This window comes from Burkholderia sp. BCC1047 (genome assembly GCF_902833155.1).
Taxonomy (GTDB): Bacteria; Pseudomonadota; Gammaproteobacteria; order Burkholderiales; family Burkholderiaceae; genus Burkholderia; species Burkholderia sola.
Genome location: NZ_CADFEH010000037.1, coordinates 24,735 through 39,980, shown reverse-complemented (window position 1 = coordinate 39,980; position 15,246 = coordinate 24,735). Strand labels below are relative to the sequence as shown.

The 15,246-nt window shown below is 66.7% G+C and carries 14 protein-coding genes; 3 read left to right on the top strand and 11 right to left on the bottom strand.

Features of this window, described 5'->3' with window-relative positions; genetic code table 11:
- Positions 1-36 precede the first annotated feature (36 nt).
- Together HWX55_RS29410 and HWX55_RS29405 are read right to left on the bottom strand one after the other, a co-directional pair.
- Positions 37-876 (bottom strand): MaoC family dehydratase N-terminal domain-containing protein, encoded by an 840-nt coding sequence (locus HWX55_RS29410; RefSeq protein WP_175978289.1) that lies wholly within the window; start codon positions 874-876, stop codon positions 37-39.
- The gene (locus HWX55_RS29405) at positions 873-2,045 is read right to left on the bottom strand and encodes a CaiB/BaiF CoA-transferase family protein (protein WP_175978288.1); all 1,173 of its coding nucleotides are present in this window, start codon (positions 2,043-2,045) and stop codon (positions 873-875) included. Before HWX55_RS29405 ends, HWX55_RS29410 begins: the two co-directional genes overlap by 4 nt.
- 186 nt (positions 2,046-2,231) lie before the next feature.
- Between HWX55_RS29405 and HWX55_RS29400 the strand changes: the two genes are divergently transcribed.
- Entirely contained in the window at positions 2,232-3,122 is an 891-nt protein-coding gene (locus HWX55_RS29400) for a LysR family transcriptional regulator (protein ID WP_175978287.1), read from the top strand.
- 54 nt (positions 3,123-3,176) lie between these two features.
- Here the strand turns inward: HWX55_RS29400 and HWX55_RS29395 are convergent, their stop codons facing one another.
- Genes HWX55_RS29395 through HWX55_RS29385 form a run of 3 tightly spaced genes read right to left on the bottom strand, consistent with a single transcriptional unit; the run spans position 3,177 to position 6,791 of the window.
- Entirely contained in the window at positions 3,177-4,148 is a 972-nt protein-coding gene (locus tag HWX55_RS29395) for a PDR/VanB family oxidoreductase (RefSeq protein ID WP_175978286.1), read from the bottom strand.
- 22 nt (positions 4,149-4,170) lie between these two features.
- A complete protein-coding gene (locus tag HWX55_RS29390; protein WP_175978285.1) occupies positions 4,171-5,568 on the bottom strand; it encodes an SLC13 family permease in 1,398 nt (465 codons plus the stop codon).
- Positions 5,565-6,791 (bottom strand): aromatic ring-hydroxylating dioxygenase subunit alpha, encoded by a 1,227-nt coding sequence (locus HWX55_RS29385; protein ID WP_089490221.1) that lies wholly within the window; start codon positions 6,789-6,791, stop codon positions 5,565-5,567. Before HWX55_RS29385 ends, HWX55_RS29390 begins: the two co-directional genes overlap by 4 nt.
- 274 nt (positions 6,792-7,065) lie before the next feature.
- On the opposite strand from HWX55_RS29385, the gene HWX55_RS29380 reads away from it, so the two are divergent.
- Complete coding sequence (locus HWX55_RS29380) at positions 7,066-7,626, top strand: DNA-binding protein (protein ID WP_175978284.1); 561 nt, start codon at positions 7,066-7,068, stop codon at positions 7,624-7,626.
- 67 nt (positions 7,627-7,693) lie between these two features.
- Here the strand turns inward: HWX55_RS29380 and HWX55_RS29375 are convergent, their stop codons facing one another.
- The 6 genes from HWX55_RS29375 to HWX55_RS29350 form a co-directional block, all read right to left on the bottom strand.
- Positions 7,694-9,010 carry a hydantoinase/carbamoylase family amidase gene (locus tag HWX55_RS29375; RefSeq protein ID WP_175978283.1) on the bottom strand — a complete coding sequence of 439 codons (1,317 nt, stop codon included), beginning with the start codon at positions 9,008-9,010 and terminating at the stop codon, positions 7,694-7,696.
- The gene (locus tag HWX55_RS29370) at positions 9,010-9,987 is read right to left on the bottom strand and encodes a dihydroorotate dehydrogenase (protein ID WP_175978282.1); all 978 of its coding nucleotides are present in this window, start codon (positions 9,985-9,987) and stop codon (positions 9,010-9,012) included. The genes HWX55_RS29375 and HWX55_RS29370 overlap by 1 nt, the downstream gene beginning before the upstream one ends.
- Positions 9,980-10,846 (bottom strand): dihydroorotate dehydrogenase electron transfer subunit, encoded by an 867-nt coding sequence (locus HWX55_RS29365; RefSeq protein WP_175978281.1) that lies wholly within the window; start codon positions 10,844-10,846, stop codon positions 9,980-9,982. Before HWX55_RS29365 ends, HWX55_RS29370 begins: the two co-directional genes overlap by 8 nt.
- Positions 10,847-10,885: 39 nt before the next feature.
- Positions 10,886-12,133, bottom strand: coding sequence for an MFS transporter (locus HWX55_RS29360; RefSeq protein WP_050016119.1), 1,248 nt, complete (start codon positions 12,131-12,133; stop codon positions 10,886-10,888).
- A 152-nt stretch (positions 12,134-12,285) separates the two neighbouring features.
- Positions 12,286-12,609, bottom strand: a complete 324-nt coding sequence (locus tag HWX55_RS29355; protein ID WP_011660795.1) for a hypothetical protein — start codon at positions 12,607-12,609, stop codon at positions 12,286-12,288.
- A gap of 104 nt (positions 12,610-12,713) precedes the next feature.
- A complete protein-coding gene (locus HWX55_RS29350) occupies positions 12,714-13,787 on the bottom strand; it encodes a porin (RefSeq protein ID WP_175978280.1) in 1,074 nt (357 codons plus the stop codon).
- A gap of 331 nt (positions 13,788-14,118) precedes the next feature.
- On the opposite strand from HWX55_RS29350, the gene HWX55_RS29345 reads away from it, so the two are divergent.
- Positions 14,119-15,033 (top strand): helix-turn-helix transcriptional regulator, encoded by a 915-nt coding sequence (locus tag HWX55_RS29345; protein ID WP_175978279.1) that lies wholly within the window; start codon positions 14,119-14,121, stop codon positions 15,031-15,033.
- Positions 15,034-15,246: the final 213 nt, after the last annotated feature.

Sequence of the window (15,246 nt, the reverse complement as noted above, 5' to 3'; positions counted from 1 at the left end):
TCTTGAAAAATTTTGTCGAGGCAAATTTGTGTGCGTTCAGAACGAGGCTTCGGCTCGCATGGACACTGCACCGCCGGGCAAGCTCACCCAAACGACGAGTGGGTCGCCGTCCGGCGCGGCGTTGAACGCCAATTCGTTGCCCAGCACCGACGGCTGAATGCCGCGATAACGAAAGTGCTTCAGGCGACGTCCGCTCACTTCCTCGGCGAAGCTTGCAAGGAGCGTTGCATTGAGGGGCCCGTGAATCACGAGATTCGGATAGCCTTCGACCGCTCGGCAGTAGTCCGCGTCGTAGTGAATGCGGTGGCCGTTGAACGTCAGCGCGGAGTAGCGGAACAGCATCGTCGAATCGGGTTTCACTCGACGCGTTCGCTGCGGTTGGGGCATGTCCGTTTGCGCCGGCGTGGCGCCGCCCTTCGACGCTTCCTTGTAGACAAGGTCGTGGTGCTCGGTGACAAGCACCTTCCCTTCGCGCACGACTTCATGCAGGACGGTCACGAAGACGAGTTCGCCGCTTCGTCCTTGTTTGTGCTCGACCGATGCGATGCTCGAACGCCTTTCAACTTCCGCGCCAAGCGGCAGGTCGCCATGAAATTCGAGCGTTCCCCCGGCCCACATGCGGTTCGGCAACGGGACGGGTGGCAAGAAGCCGCCTCTTGCGGGGTGTCCATCTCGACCGAGCGCCGAAGGTGCGTCGCCACTCAGGAAATAGAGCCAATGCCAAAGCGGCGGCAATCGTGCGCCGTCGACGAAGTCAGACTGCGGCATTCCGAGGGTCGCGGCCATCAGTCGTGCGTGACGCGACGACAGGACGTCACGGTCGGACTGGCTCTTGCCGATCCATTCGCGGAGGTGGGCAATGTCGACGACGCTCATGCGAATTCTCCGACTTGTTTCGTGGCGAACTCGGCGCGAATCCGCTCGGTGTGTTCTCCCAACTTGGGCGCCGCGTCATAGTGTTGGCTGTCCCACGGCGCGCGAACCGCCGGCGCAATCATTCGCAATGCTTCGCCGTCGACTGTCATCGGCCACGTCCGCAGCGCAGGGTGTTCAGCCATCTGGGCAACCGAGCGAACTTGACCATACGCGGTGTTCGAGATTGACAGGCGTTGGAGTGCTTCACTGCATTCGACCTTCGCGAATGCGTCGGCAATCAGCCGTTCGAGGGCTGCTCGGTTTTGCACGCGATTCGTGTTGGACGAGAAGCGCGCGTCTTCCGCCACGTCCGGTTGCTGGAGGAACGCCGAGCAGAACTGACGCCACTCACGCTCGTTTTGAATGCTGATGACGATTTCGTCACCGTCCTTGGTCTTGAACGCGCCATACGGCGCAATGGAAGGATGCTTCAGACCCTGGCGTGTAGGGGCGCCATTTCCGTAAACCTGGTGTACGTAGGGGATCGTCATCCAGTCCGCCGCACCGTCGAACAAGGAAACCGAGACACCCGATCCCTTGCCTGTGTTCGAGCGAAGCGCGAGAGCCGACAGCACGGCAATGGTCGCGTTCATCCCCGCGCCAATGTCGCAGATGGAAACGCCAACGCGCCCACATGCATCCGGTGCGCCGGTGATACTCGCCAGACCGCTTTCGCACTGCACGAGAAGGTCGTACGCCTTGAGATGGCTCGCAGCGTTGTTCGTGCCGTAGCCGCTGATATCGCACGTGATCAGACGCGCGTGCATTTCACGCAGTCGTTCACTGCCGAATCCGGCTCTATCCAATGCGCCGGGAGCCAGGTTTTGAACGAAGACATCGGCCTCCGCAATAAGCCGATGCAGGAGTGCGGCGTCATCGGCGTCCTTGAAGTCCAGCACGACCGATTCCTTGCCGCGATTTGTCCAGACAAAATACGACGATTGACCGTTCGCGGCCGCGTCGTAGCCACGCGCGAAATCGCCTTCCGCGCGTTCGATCTTGATGACCCGCGCCCCCATTTCCGCCAGGCGTCCTGTGCACAAAGGCGCCGCCAGCGCTTGTTCGATGGAGACGACGACCAAGCCGGCGAGCGGCTTCGCCGAGGATGCTTCACCCACTGATGCGACCATCACTGCCTTCCCGAGTTAGGTTGATGGCTACCAGTATCGGAAAACGCCGCGGTCGATTACAGCGAGATTTCACGAACGGATCGTTCGCGGTTAACGAAATCGTGCAATGCAGCAATTTGCGTACCGCAAGCTGGCGAGTGCTGCTGTGCTATAAAGCCGGCGTCATCTTCGCCAAATTCGAACACGATGAGCTATGACTTGACTGACCTGAAGGTGTTCGTCGCCGTCGCCGAAGAAGGCAACGTCTCGCGCGGCGCTGAACGCTGCCACCTTGCGCCATCGTCTGCGAGCCTTCGAGTGAAGAATCTTGAAGACTCGGTAGGGGTGACGTTGCTGAGTCGGCATCCGAGAGGCGTTGCGCTGACGGCGGCGGGCCAGGTTCTCGTGGAGCACGCACGGCGTTGTCTCGCTCAACTCGACCAAATGCGCTCGGATCTTTTGCCTTTCACCCAGGGAATGACCGGGCACGTCACCGTATTCGCCAACAACAACGCGATCAGCTCCCATCTGCCGGATGACCTCGCTCGTTTCTTCGCGGCGTTCCCGAGCGTGCGCATCACACTGGAAGAACGACTGAGTCACGACATCGTCGCCGCGGTGGTGGCCGGTCGAGCGGATGTCGGTGTCGTGGCATTGGAATCCGGGCATTCGGCGCTGCGGTTCGTACCGTACAAGAAGGACCAGCTGGTCTTGCTCGCGCCTGTGACACACGCGCTCGCCAGGCAGAGCGAAGTCAGCTTCGAGGCCTGCCTGGATCAGCCGTTCATTAGTCTGCAATCAGGGGCTGCGCTGCACACGTTTCTGGTGAACCATGCCGCCGCGCTGGATGGACGACTCGACATTCGCGTGCAGGTATCCGGTTATCGGGCTATCGCTCGCCTCGTATCGTCGGGAGCTGGAATTGGTATCGTTCCGCGAACAGCGATCGAATCATCGGATGAAGGAAAGATCGCGGTCATCCCGCTGATCGAGCCTTGGTCTCAGCGTAACCTGCACGTATGCGTACAGCGCAATCCGGCAGAGAAGAACCTGTACCGGGACAAGTTGGTCGGCATGCTGTGCCATGCTTCGGACTGATTCGCCGAAAAATAAAACGAGTACATCGGCCTCACTCAGCCCCCCCGTGACGGCTCAGAGATCCAGCACCAGCCGTTCGCCGCGGCATCGCGACACGCACGGCATCATGCAATCGTTGCGGGCCTTTTCCGCCGCGCTCAGGAACGCGTCCCGATGATCGGGCGTGCCCTCGAGCACGGTCGTCCGGCATGCGCCGCACACGCCCGCCTCGCACGACGTGGCGACCGCGATGCCGTGCTCGTACAGCACATCGGTGATCGACTGTCCCGGCGGCACGAGCAGCGCGCGCTGCGAGCGCGCGAGCTCGATCCGGAACGCGTCGGCCTCGCCGTCGGCCGGCTCCGCGGCTGGCGCGGAAAAATACTCGTGATGAAGCCGCGCATCGCCGAGCGCCGGGCGCGCGATCGCGTCGACGGCCGCCATGAACGGCGCCGGTCCGCAGAAATACAGATGCGAGCGCGAATCCATCGCGCCGACGATCGCCTCGATCGCGTCGCGGGTCGCGTCGGGCGTCAGCCCCGTGTGCACCGTCGCGACGTCCGCGAGCCGCGACGCGAGCGTCGCCCCGTACGCGGCCGCGTCTGCCGAACGCACGAAGTAGTGGAACGCGAGCGGCCGCCCCGCGCGCACCAGGCTGTGCGCCATCGCGAGCAACGGCGTCACGCCGATCCCGGCGGCGAGCAGCACGGCCGGGCTGTCGTCCGGCGCGAGCGGGAAGTAATTCAGCGGCGCGCCGATCCGCAGCACGTCGCCTACCCGGATCGCATCGTGCACGTGCGCGGAGCCGCCGCTCGACGCCGGCTCGCGCTTGATCGCGATCTCGTACACGCCGCGCTCGACCGGATCGTTGCACAGCGAATACTTGCGCGTGAGCCCGTCGCGCAGATGCAGGTCGATATGTGCGCCGGCTTCGAACGCCGGCAGGGGGAGACCCGGCGCGTCGCTGACGAGCCGCAGCGAAATCACGTCGCACGCGACGCGCTCGCGCGCAATCACGCGCGCGGCAAGCAGATCGTTTTCGATCATTGGATTCACCGTTCAGGAAAACTCACAGCAGCCCGATCAGCCGCCACCACAACGCATTGATCGGGATCACGAACACCACGCCCAGCAGCGCCGTCGCGATGCAGTACCGGAGCACCGCCCCCCGGTCCAGCTGCGCGAGCGCGTTGCCGAACACGATCGGCGGCGACTGGTACGGCAGGACCGTGGTCGCATAGCCCATCACCTGCGCGAGCAGGCCGGCCTTCAGGTGCAGCCCCTGCGCGAGCAGGCGCGACACGATCGGCACGTATAGCGCCGGTTCCGCATTCGACGTGACCGCGAAGCAGACGACGATCGACAGCGCGGTCAGCGCGAAGTACATGAGCATCGGGCTGTCGCGCAGCGCGTCGAGCGCGAGCGTGTCCGGCACGCGCATGTCGAGATGGTTGACGAGCGCGGTCAGCCCGATGATCGCCGCGATGAACCACAGCAGGTCCATCTTCAGCGTCGCGGTGAAGCGCTCGAGCTGTGCGGGCGGCGACGTGCCGAAGTAGACGAGCGCGAAGCCGAGCCCGACCCAGCCGGGCGCGATGCGATGCACGGCGTCGGTGAACCAGAACGCGAGCGTGATTGCCAGCAGCACGATCGCGTGCCATTCGCGGCGGCCGAGCGCGACGCGCGCCGCCGGTATCTCGACTTCGCCGACCGTATCCGCGAACAGCCACCAGGACGCGAACACCAGCACCGCGCCGCGCACGATCACGCCGGCCGGAAAGAACAGCAGCAGATACTCGGAGAAGCGCAGATGCATCCCGTGCGACTGCTCGAGAATCCCCGCCATGATCACGTTCGGCAGGTTCGCGGGCAGCACCGCGGCAGCCAGCTCGTACGAGCCGACGATCACGAGCAGCAGGATGCCGCGCCGCCCGTTCGCGTGCGCGCCGAGCTTCACGACGTCGCAGTAGCCGATCGCGATCGGAATCAGGATCGCGATCCGCCCGAACGTCGACGGCATCACGAGCGACAGCAGGAAGCTCAGCGTCGCGAATGCGAGCAGCGCCTTCAGGTACGAGCCGCCGATCCGGCGCGCGAGCGCGATGCCGATCCGTTCGCTCAGGCCGCTCTCCTTCAGCGCGAAGCCGATCGCCGCGCCGCTGAACACGAGCCAGAACGCGCTCGACCCGAAGCCGGAGAAGATCTCGGCGGTGGGCACCGGCGTGCAGGTCGCCGCGAGGAAGAAAAACAGCAGCGACACCCATAGGCTCGCGACCGCGCCCGTCGCCCACAGCACGATGCAGGTGAACACGATCGCGACGATGCGTGCGTCGCCGGCCGACACCGTGCCGCGCGCGCCGAGCGCGGCGACGCTCGCGAGCCCCGCCGCGAGCAGCGCGACCGTGACGCGGCCCGCCGTCAGCATGCCGGCGCCGCGGCCCGGCCCGCCGAGCACACCGCCGCTCAAGCGCGCATCACCGGCGAGTTCGCCGGGATCTCGTACTCGACGTGCGACTCGTCGAAGATGTCGCCGAATTCGCGCTGCTGGCGGAACGTCGGGTCCGGCGCGCAGCTCATCGGCAGATAGCCGCCCATCCATGCGCGCAGGTCGGTCACGTCCGGCGCGCCGCCGTACACGTTCGCGACGGGCCGCTCGCCGCGCGCGACCGCGTCGATCTGCTCCTGCAGCATCTGGCGGAACATCACGATCCCGCGATCGGACGCGCCGAGGTTCTCGCGCGAACGATCGAAGATCGGGCCCTGCGTCTCGACCGCCATCGCATCCTGGCTCATGAACGTGTCCATCAGATAGCGGCCCGCCGCGTCGGTGCGCGCCGGCTGCCGGACGATCTTCGGCGCCTCGTGAGCGGGCGGCTGCGCGCCGTCCGCGTTCGGCGTGAACGACACCCAGACGATCCGCGTCGTCGTATCGTCGACCGGCACGCGCCAGTGCATCTCGGTCATGATCCGCAGCATGTTCGGGAACACCATCAGGTTGCCCCAGCCACGGCCCTCGCCTTCGTATTCCCAGCTCTTCACGATGCCCCAGTCGAAGCGCTGGAAGCCGAACCGCTTGAACGGCTTGCCGAAGCCGGACGCGTCGCGCATGCCGAGGCGCTCGAAGTATTTCGAGTGCGTATAGAAGGTGTGCGTGACGTCGACCGCGTTTTCCTGCACCTGGAACCAGTTGCACGCGAGATCGTCCTGCACCTCGAAATGGCGAACGCCGTCGTTGCGCACGAGGATGTCCCAGTTCGGAAACGCAGGCTTCTGCTCCGCCGGCCCCATGTAGGCGAAGATCAGCCCGCCGCATTCGTGCGTCGCATAGCTGTCGATCAGTTTCTTGCAGACGCGGCTCGCCTTCGCCGATTCGAACGGCCGCTCCACGCATTCGCCGGCCGCGTTGTACTGCCAGCCGTGATACGCGCAGCGGATCGTGGCTTCCTCGACGAAGCCGTACAGCAGCGATGCACCGCGATGCGGGCAACGCTCCTGCACGAGCAGCACGCCGCCGTTGCCGGTGCGCGCGAGCACCAGATCCTCGCCGAGAATCCGCACGCGTTTCGTCTGGCCGGCTTCGGCCAGCTCCGACGAATAACCGACCGGATGCCAGTAGCGACGCAGCAACTCGCCGCACGGCGTGCCGGGCCCCACGCGGGTCAGCAATTCGTTGGTGGCGTGGTCAAGCATGAATACACCTCTCTCTCAGGTTGTAGCGGGCTGTATCGCCCCGGAGACGGCTGCGTACCGGCGAACCCTCGAGTCGCGATACGTCCGTCGATAAATCTATTTTTTTAGACTAAATAAAGTGAAGGAAAAATGCAAGGCGGGAAAATCCACAATTTTCAGCCCGCCATCGCCGCCGCATCACCAGAAATCGGTCGATGTGTATAATTAAAAAGACGAACGGTGCGCGCGATCGCCGAGATCGACGCGCCGCGCGTCGGCCAACCAGGAGGACAAGATGGCGATCATTGGCGTGATGGGCTCGGGCAAGAACGAATGGCCGGAGTGGGCGACGCCGCTCGGAACGTGGATCGCCGCGCAAGGATTCGACCTGCTGACCGGCGCCGGCCGCGGCGTGATGCTGTCGGTCGCGCGCGCCTACGCGACGACGCCGGGGCGCCGCGGCCGCTCGATCGGCATCGTGCCGAGCGAAGCGCACCCGCTGTTCGGCTTCGTGCCGATCGCCGGCTATCCGAATCCGTTCATCGACCTGCCTATCGTCACGCCACTGCCGCGCAAGGAAGCGGACGCGCCGGACGACGCATTGAGCCGCAACTACGTGAACGTGCTGACGAGCGACGTCGTCGTCGCGCTGCCGGGAAGCAAGGGCACGCTCGACGAGATCCGCCTCGCGACGCGCTTCGCGAAGCCGTTGATCTGCACGGGCCCCGCGAGCGCGTTCGATGGCGTCGCGGCCGGCACGCGCATCGTGTCGGCGCTCGATGACGTCTATGCATTCGTGCTCGCGCACGTGAACCGCGCGGAAGGCGGCGCGGGCGCACACGTTCCGTCGGCGTGAACCGCACGCGTTCCGGCTCCGCGGCGCGTCGGCCGCCATCGCTTTCCGTCGCTTCCCGTATTGCCGGTCACAGCCGCGCAATCGTGTCGGCGAGCACGCGCACGCCCAGCATGAAATCATCGATCGACATCGCCTCGTGCGGGTTGTGCGACCCGTGATCGTTGCGCACGAACAGCATCCCGCTTGGCACGCCCGCGTTCGCGAACAGCGCCGCGTCGTGGCCCGCGCCGCTCGGCAGCGTCACATACGGCACGTCGAGCCGCGTGCACGCGTCGGCAAGCGCGGCGCGCAGGGTGGCATCCATCCGCGCCGGCGCGCTCGCCAGCCGCCGGTCGAAATCGAATCGCACGCCACGCTCGCGCGCGATCGAATTGCATTCGGCGATCAGCAGCTCATGGAAGACGTCGAGCGTCTCCGTGCTCTCGCTGCGCGCCTCGAAGCTGAAATGCACCTGGCCGGGAATCCGCGAAATCGAATGCTCGTCCTGGTCGGTCGACACGATGCCGGTCGTCACGACGAGATCGATGTTGCGTTCGAGCAGCCGGCGCCAGTGCTCGTCGAGCCGCGTGATCAGCTCGGCGACCGCGAAGATCGCGTCGTGCCGCAGGTCGCGCGGCACCGCGCCGGAGTGGCCGGCCTCGCCGATGCAGCTGATGGAGTTGTGCCGCACGTTGCCGCGAATGCCGGACACGACCGCGACCGGCAGCCCGCGCGCGACCATCACGGGCCCCTGCTCGATGTGGAGCTCCAGATACGCATGCGCGCGTCGCACGTCGAACAGCGGCTTGCGCGCCCGCACCGCGTCGATGTCGACGCCCGCCGCCGCCATGCAATCGGCCAGCGGGCGGCCGGTGCTGCGATGCTTCATCGCGAGATCGTCCGGCGTCAGCCGGCCGAACAGCGCGCTCGATCCCATGTAGGCCTTGCCGAACCAGGCGCTCTCTTCGCCGCGCAGCGCGATCACGTTCAACGGGTGCGGCGACGCGCGGCCGACGCGCCGTTGCGCGACGAGGCACAGCAGCCCCGCGACGATGCCCGCGAGCCCGTCGTAGTTGCCGCCATGCGGCACCGAGTCGAGATGCGAGCCGACCCAGATCGCACGCGCATGCGGGTCCGCGTCGGGCAGGCTGAAGACCAGGTTGGCCGCACGGTCGACGCGCACCGCGATGCCCTCGCGTTCGGCGTGCGCCGCCAGCCGCTGCGCGGCCGCCGTTTCGCTGTCGCCGTAGCTCTCGCGCGTGACGCCGACGCCGTCGGCCGACAGCACGCGGATCTCGTCGAACCACTGCTCGGCGAGCGCCGTCAGTTCGGCAAGCGGCAGCGCCGCCGCGTCGTGCACGTCGAGGTCCGCCGGCGCGTCCGGCCTGTCGGTATGTGCGTTCATCACACCCCCGCCGTCGTGCCGCGCGCGCGCGCCGGCGCCGCGCAAAAGCGTTGCCAACGCTCGCTCAGCTCCGCGTCGAGCCTGACCTGCCCGGTCAGCGACGCGATCGCGCCGATGCCCTCGTCCGCGCAAAACTGCTCGAGCCCGTCGATGATCGTGCGCATCACGCCCGGATCGCGGAACGACGCCGTGCCCACCTGCACCGCGCTCGCGCCGGCGAGCAGAAACTCGATGGCGTCGGCGGCGCTCCGGATGCCGCCGCAGCCGATCACCGGAATCGACACGGCGCGATAGCACTGGTGGACGAGCCGCAGCGCGATCGGCTTGATCGACGGCCCGGACAGGCCGCCCATCACGTTGCCGAGCGACGGCCGGCGCGTGCGCACGTCGATCGACATGCCGAGCACCGTGTTGCCCATCACGATCGCATCGGCGCCCGCGTCCTGCGCCGCTTGCGCGATCTTCGCGATGTTGCCCGCGTTCGGCGTCAGCTTCACCCACAGCGGATGTCCGGTGCGCATGCGGATTGCGTCGACGACCTGCCGGGTCATGCCCGCGTCCATCCCGAACGCCATGCCGTCCGCCTCGAGATTCGGGCACGAGATGTTCGCCTCGATCGCCGCGACGTCCGGCCGCGACAGCGCCTCGCACGCGCGCGCGAACGCGTCCGCCGTATCGGCGGACACCGACGCGACGACCGGCGTGCCGTGGCCCGTGTACGCGGGCAGTACGTGTTCGAGATAGTCGTCGATGCCACGGCTCGGAATGCCGATCGAATTCAACATGCCGTCACCCGCGTCGGCGACACGCGGCGTCGGGTTGCCCGGGCGGCTGACGGGCGACACGCTCTTGATCACGAGCGCGCCGAGCCCGGTCAGGTCGAGCGCATCGCGATACTCGATCGCGAAACAGCCGGATGCCGGCATCACGGGATTGCGCAGGCGCAGTTCGCCCACGCGTACGCTCAGGTCAGCCAACTTCCACCTCCCCCTCCGTCACCACGTCGCGAATCGCGAACACCGGGCCCTCGCGGCACACGCGCCGGAATGCGCGGGTCGCGCCGTCGTCGAACATCCGCACGCACGACAGGCAGACGCCCATCCCGCATGCCATCCGTTGCTCGAGCGCGACCTCGCCGCGCATCGACGGATGGTCGGCGAGCACGCGCTGCAGCAGCGCGAGCAATCGTTGCGAGCCGCACGTGTAGACCGCGTCCGGCCGATCGCGCGCGATTCTCGCGCGCAGCAGCGCGTCCACGTTCGCGACCGCCGACGAGCCGTCGCTGTCGAACACCGCATGCACGTCGGCCGGCGCGCCGCGCAGGAATTCCGCGGTCATCAGGTCGTCCGGCGTGCGCGCCGACATCACAACCGTCAGCGCGATGCCCGCCCGCCCCGCGCGCTGCACGAGCGGCGCCATCGTCGCGAGACCGACGCCGCGCGCGACGAGCAGCAGCCGTCGCGCATCGGCGTCGAGCGTGAACGGGCGACCGAGCGGCCCGACGATCGACAGCCGCGCGCCGACGCCGAGCTGCGCGAGCGCACGCGTTCCTTCGCCGGTGACGTTGTACAGGAACTCGATTTCGCCAGCGCCGGGGCCGACGCCGTACACGCTCATCGGGCGCGGCAGGAATGGCCGATGCAGATCGCTGACGGGGCAGACGAGCTGATAGAACTGGCCGGCCTGCGTGACGCTCGCGAGCGGCGCGTCGGCGCGCACGCGCAGATAGCGATAGCGCCGGTTCACCGCGCGATGCGCGACCACGTCGCACGCGTGCGTGGCGACCGTGGCCGCCCACGGCTGCGCGCAGGCGCGCGCCCCGTCGATCACGTCCATCGTTCTCTCCTCGTTACGGTTGGGCGGGAGGCACGCGCGTCAGTCGAGCGCGCGGTCCTTCAGTTCCGGAATCAGCGTGACCGTGACGATCATGTCGAGCACGTAAAGCGCGGCCAGCATCGCGATCGCGATCTGAAACGAATAGCGCGCGGCGAGCGCGCCGACGACGAGCGGCCCGAGGCCGCCGATCGCACGGCCGACGTTCCACAGCACGTTCTGCGCGGTCGCCCGCACCGCGGTCGGGTACGCTTCGGACATCAGCGTGCCGTAGCCGCCGACCATGCCGTTCACGAACATGCCCATCAGCGCGCCGGCCCACAGCATCGTGGCCGGGTCCGTCAGCCGCGAATACACGAATACCATCGCCACCGCGCCGAGCTGGTACAGCAGGAACGTCGGCTTGCGGCCGATCCGGTCGGCCAGATGTCCGAACAGCCAGACGCCGGCCATCATCCCGAGCACGGTCACGGCGGTCCACACGCCGGATTTCGTCAGCGAGAAGCCGAGCTGCTTCGACAGGAACGTCGGCATCCAGATCATGATCCCGTAGTAGCCGAAGTTCTGCACCGCGCACAGCACGACGATGCCGATGCTCGTGCGGGTCGTGCGCGCATCGGCGAACAGCAGCCGGAAACGCGCGCCCGTGCGCGCCGGCTGCTGGCTCCGGACGAACACTTCCGGCTCGTGCAGCTTGTTGCGCAGCACCCAGGCGACGATCGCGGGCAGCACGCCGATCGCGAACATGCCGCGCCAGCCGACGCTCTGCAGCAGCAGCGGCGTCAGCAGCGACGCCGCGAGCACGCCGCTCTGCCAGCCGAGCGCCACGTACGACGACACGCGGGCGCGCTTGGCTGCGGGCCACGCTTCGGCCGCGAGCGCCATGCCGATGCCGAATTCGCCGCCGAGGCCGATGCCGGCGATGGTCCGGTACGCGAGCAGATCCCAGAAGCCCTGTGCGAACGCGCATAGCCCGGTGAACACCGCGAAAAGCAGGATCGTCCAGGTCAGCACGCGCACGCGGCCGTAGCGATCGCTGAGCGTGCCGAAAATCACGCCGCCCGCGACCGCGCCGACCAGCGTCCACGTGACGAGCGCCCCCGCCTGCTGCGCGCCGAGCTGCAGCGACGCCGAAATTGCCGGCAGCATGAAGCCGAGAATCAGCAGGTCGAAGCCGTCCATCGCATAGCCGATGGCCGAGCCGGCCAGCACTTTCCACGCGTAGCGCGACACCCGTTCGGGCGGTGCGCCGGCGGGCGCGGCCGCGGAGGATCGAAGGTTCGCTTCCATGATTGTCCGTATCGTGAGGAGGTAATATCGATGCCGGCGGTCCGTTTTCGCGGTCGTTTGTCGTTTTTTCTAGACGAACTGACCGCGACCCGATCGTCGGCATCGCGCAGCTTAAGGGCGTGGCCCGGGCAGATTCGCGCCGGCGTCGCGCATCAGACGACCAGTTCCTTCGACACCTGCGCGGCGAAGCCGTTGAGCGCCGCGAGCAGCGCGTCGTCCGAGCGCCCGCTCGCATCGCTCAGCCGCCGCGCGTGCTCGCGCAGTTCGGCGAGAAACGCCTGCACCGTCTCCGTGCAAACCGCCACGCCCTCCTGCCGTTCGGCGAACGTCGCGGCCGCCTGTGCGAGCAGCACCAGCGCCGCTGATTCCCGCCCGTGCGGCGCCGCCGCGTCCCGGCAGCGCGTCGCGAACCGGTGAATGTCGGAAAAGCCGACGACGTCCTGTGCCAGCCACTGTGTGGCGTCCATAAGGTTCATGCTTTCCTCCTCGTCTAAATATTTAGACTACCCGCATCAAAAACGGAATGCAAGCGTCCGATGTATCGGGGTAAACCGCGAAACCTCGCATCGCGACGCCTGCGTCAGAAACGCGTGCGCAGGCCCGCGCCGTACGTGATGCCGGTCGACAGCCCGCCGACGTGATCGACCTTGATCGCCGAATAGAGGTCGGTGCGCTTCGACAGCAGATAGTCGTAGCCGAGCGCGCCGGTGCTGCGATGCGCGCCGTCGGCGAGCGCCCCGCTCGAATGCGTATACGCGTAGCTCGCCAGCAGCGAACCCACGCCGATCGGCACGCTGACGCCGGCCTGCAGCGTATCGCCGTGGAAGTTGCCGCGCTGCGCGCGGTTCGCGACGTTCATGTACTGCGCGAACAGCTTCACGACACGCCAGTCGTACGACGCGCCGACCTGCACCGTGCGCTGGCTCGACAGGCCCGGCGCCGCGGCGAGCGCGCCGTCGAGATCGCCGGGCGTCGCGCTGAAATTCACGTACTGGAAGACCGCGGCGGCCGCGAACGCGCCGCGCGCGTAGTTCGCGTTGACGCTCCATTTCTTCGCGCCGTTCCGGCCGGCCGTATTGCCGAGTGCATACAGCAGCCCCGCATTGAAGCCGCCGAACGTCGGGCTCGTATAGGCGAGCGCGTTGTTCCACGCCGAATCGCCGACCACGCCCTCGGCGCCCACGCCCTTGAACGTGTGGAAGATCATCGGCGAGAACGTGTACGAATTGAACAGCGGGTTGAACTGGATCGTCGCGAGATACAGCGGCGTCGTGATCCGGCCAAGACGAAGCTGGCCGAACCGCGTCTGTAATCCCGCGTACGCATTGCGCGAAAACAGGCTGTCCCCGGCGTAGCGGCCATACGCGCCGCTTTGCGGTTGAAAGTAGCTTTCGAGCACGAAGAACGCCTTGTTGCCGTTGCCGAGATCCTCGCTGCCGCCGAGCCCCCAGAACGACGTCGTCATCCCGCCGCCCGACTGCACGAGCGCCGTGCGAGCGCCGGGTTGCTTCACCGAACCGACGAAAGCGTCGGCAACGCCGTACAGCGTCACGCTCGACTGCGCGTGCGCGAGCGGCGCGATGCCAATGGCGCCTGCCGCGCCAGCCATCAGGAATCCTGCCCGAAATCGGGCGCACGGGGTGCGAAACGTCATGCTTTTCTCCTCCCGGCGCAATGGGCCGGCACGTGGGAATGTCTGGAAGGTGCGATGCCTCTATCGCCGACAACGTCTGCGCGCGCGCCGTTCGTCCAAATATTTAGACGACGTGCCCGCGCACGGACACGGGCCGGTCGCAGGCCGTTACCGCGCACAAGATGAGCGCAAGCCGCGGGTGTGCGAGCATCCGTCGTCGGCTACGTTAAAATACCCGATACAAAAAAATAGACAAACATCGATCTTCGCGATGCCCCCGGCAGGATGGCGGCGCGGCGCGGTCGCGCAACCGGTGTCTGTCGATTTTTCACCCGCCACCTAGAGGTACTTCATGTCCACCGCCGGTTTCCGAAAAACGCGTCTGCGCGGCGCGCGCTTCGACTTCGACAGCATTGGCGAGCGCTTGCGCGCGTACCGGATGGCTGCCGAGTTGCGCAGCGAGGATGTCGCCGAGCGCCTGAACATCTCGCGCGCGGCGGTCTACAAGCTCGAACGTGGCGAGATCGTCAAGATCGATACGCTCGAGCGGCTCGCCGCGCTGTTCGGCGTGTCGCTCGCGAACCTGATGGGCGTCGAGGTCGAGTATCACGATTCGGCGATCAGCTATTTCGAGCGCATGCGGCAGATCGAGAGCCGCTCGCAGCGGATCTTCGCGCATTTCGATCCGTTCTCGTTCCTGCTGACCTCCGACGATTACGAAGGCTGGCTGCGCCAGATGCTCGAGGAAAGCATCCCGCCGTCGCTGACCGATGCCGCGTGGCGGCAGACGCTGTCGAAAGTGATGGCGATCCTCGCGGACCGGAAAGCCGCGTTCCGGCGCGCACCGCTGAACGTGACGAGCCTGATCGGGCTGCGCCAGATCGAGCAGTTCCTGCACCACGGCCTGGTCGGCCGCCTCGGGCTGCCGCCGGGCGTGCAGCTCGAGCGCAAACTGGCGGCGCGCCGGGAAGTGATGCGAATCGTCGGGATGCTCGAGGACGATGCGAAAGGCGTGCGTATCGGCATCGTCAGCGACAACCTGCCGAATGAGACCTTCCAGATCTTCGAGGACGACGACAGCGCGCATATCGCGGTATCGCCGTTCCGGCTCGGCGAGCTGCCGAACATTCGTACCGGCATCGCGACGATCACCACGTCGGCGGATGCCGTCGCGATGTACCGGAAGATGATCGACCGGCTGTGGACCGATTCCACGAAGGGGGCCGACGGGGCCAGGCTGCTCGTCGATCTGCTCGACCGGGCGTAGTGCGGCGTCGCATCGACCCTGGACCATGGGCGATACCGGTTGACCCGCACCGCGCGCGTTCCAGCACTGCTCTTCCTGACCTGGCCCCCTGAAGTTTCTACATAAAAACCGTCAAACTTCCGCGTCCACCCGCGCATCACCCGCCCGACGTGATGCGCAACCGCGATCCAACCACGCTCGTATCCCGATCCGATTCGACCGGCAAGCCAAAGT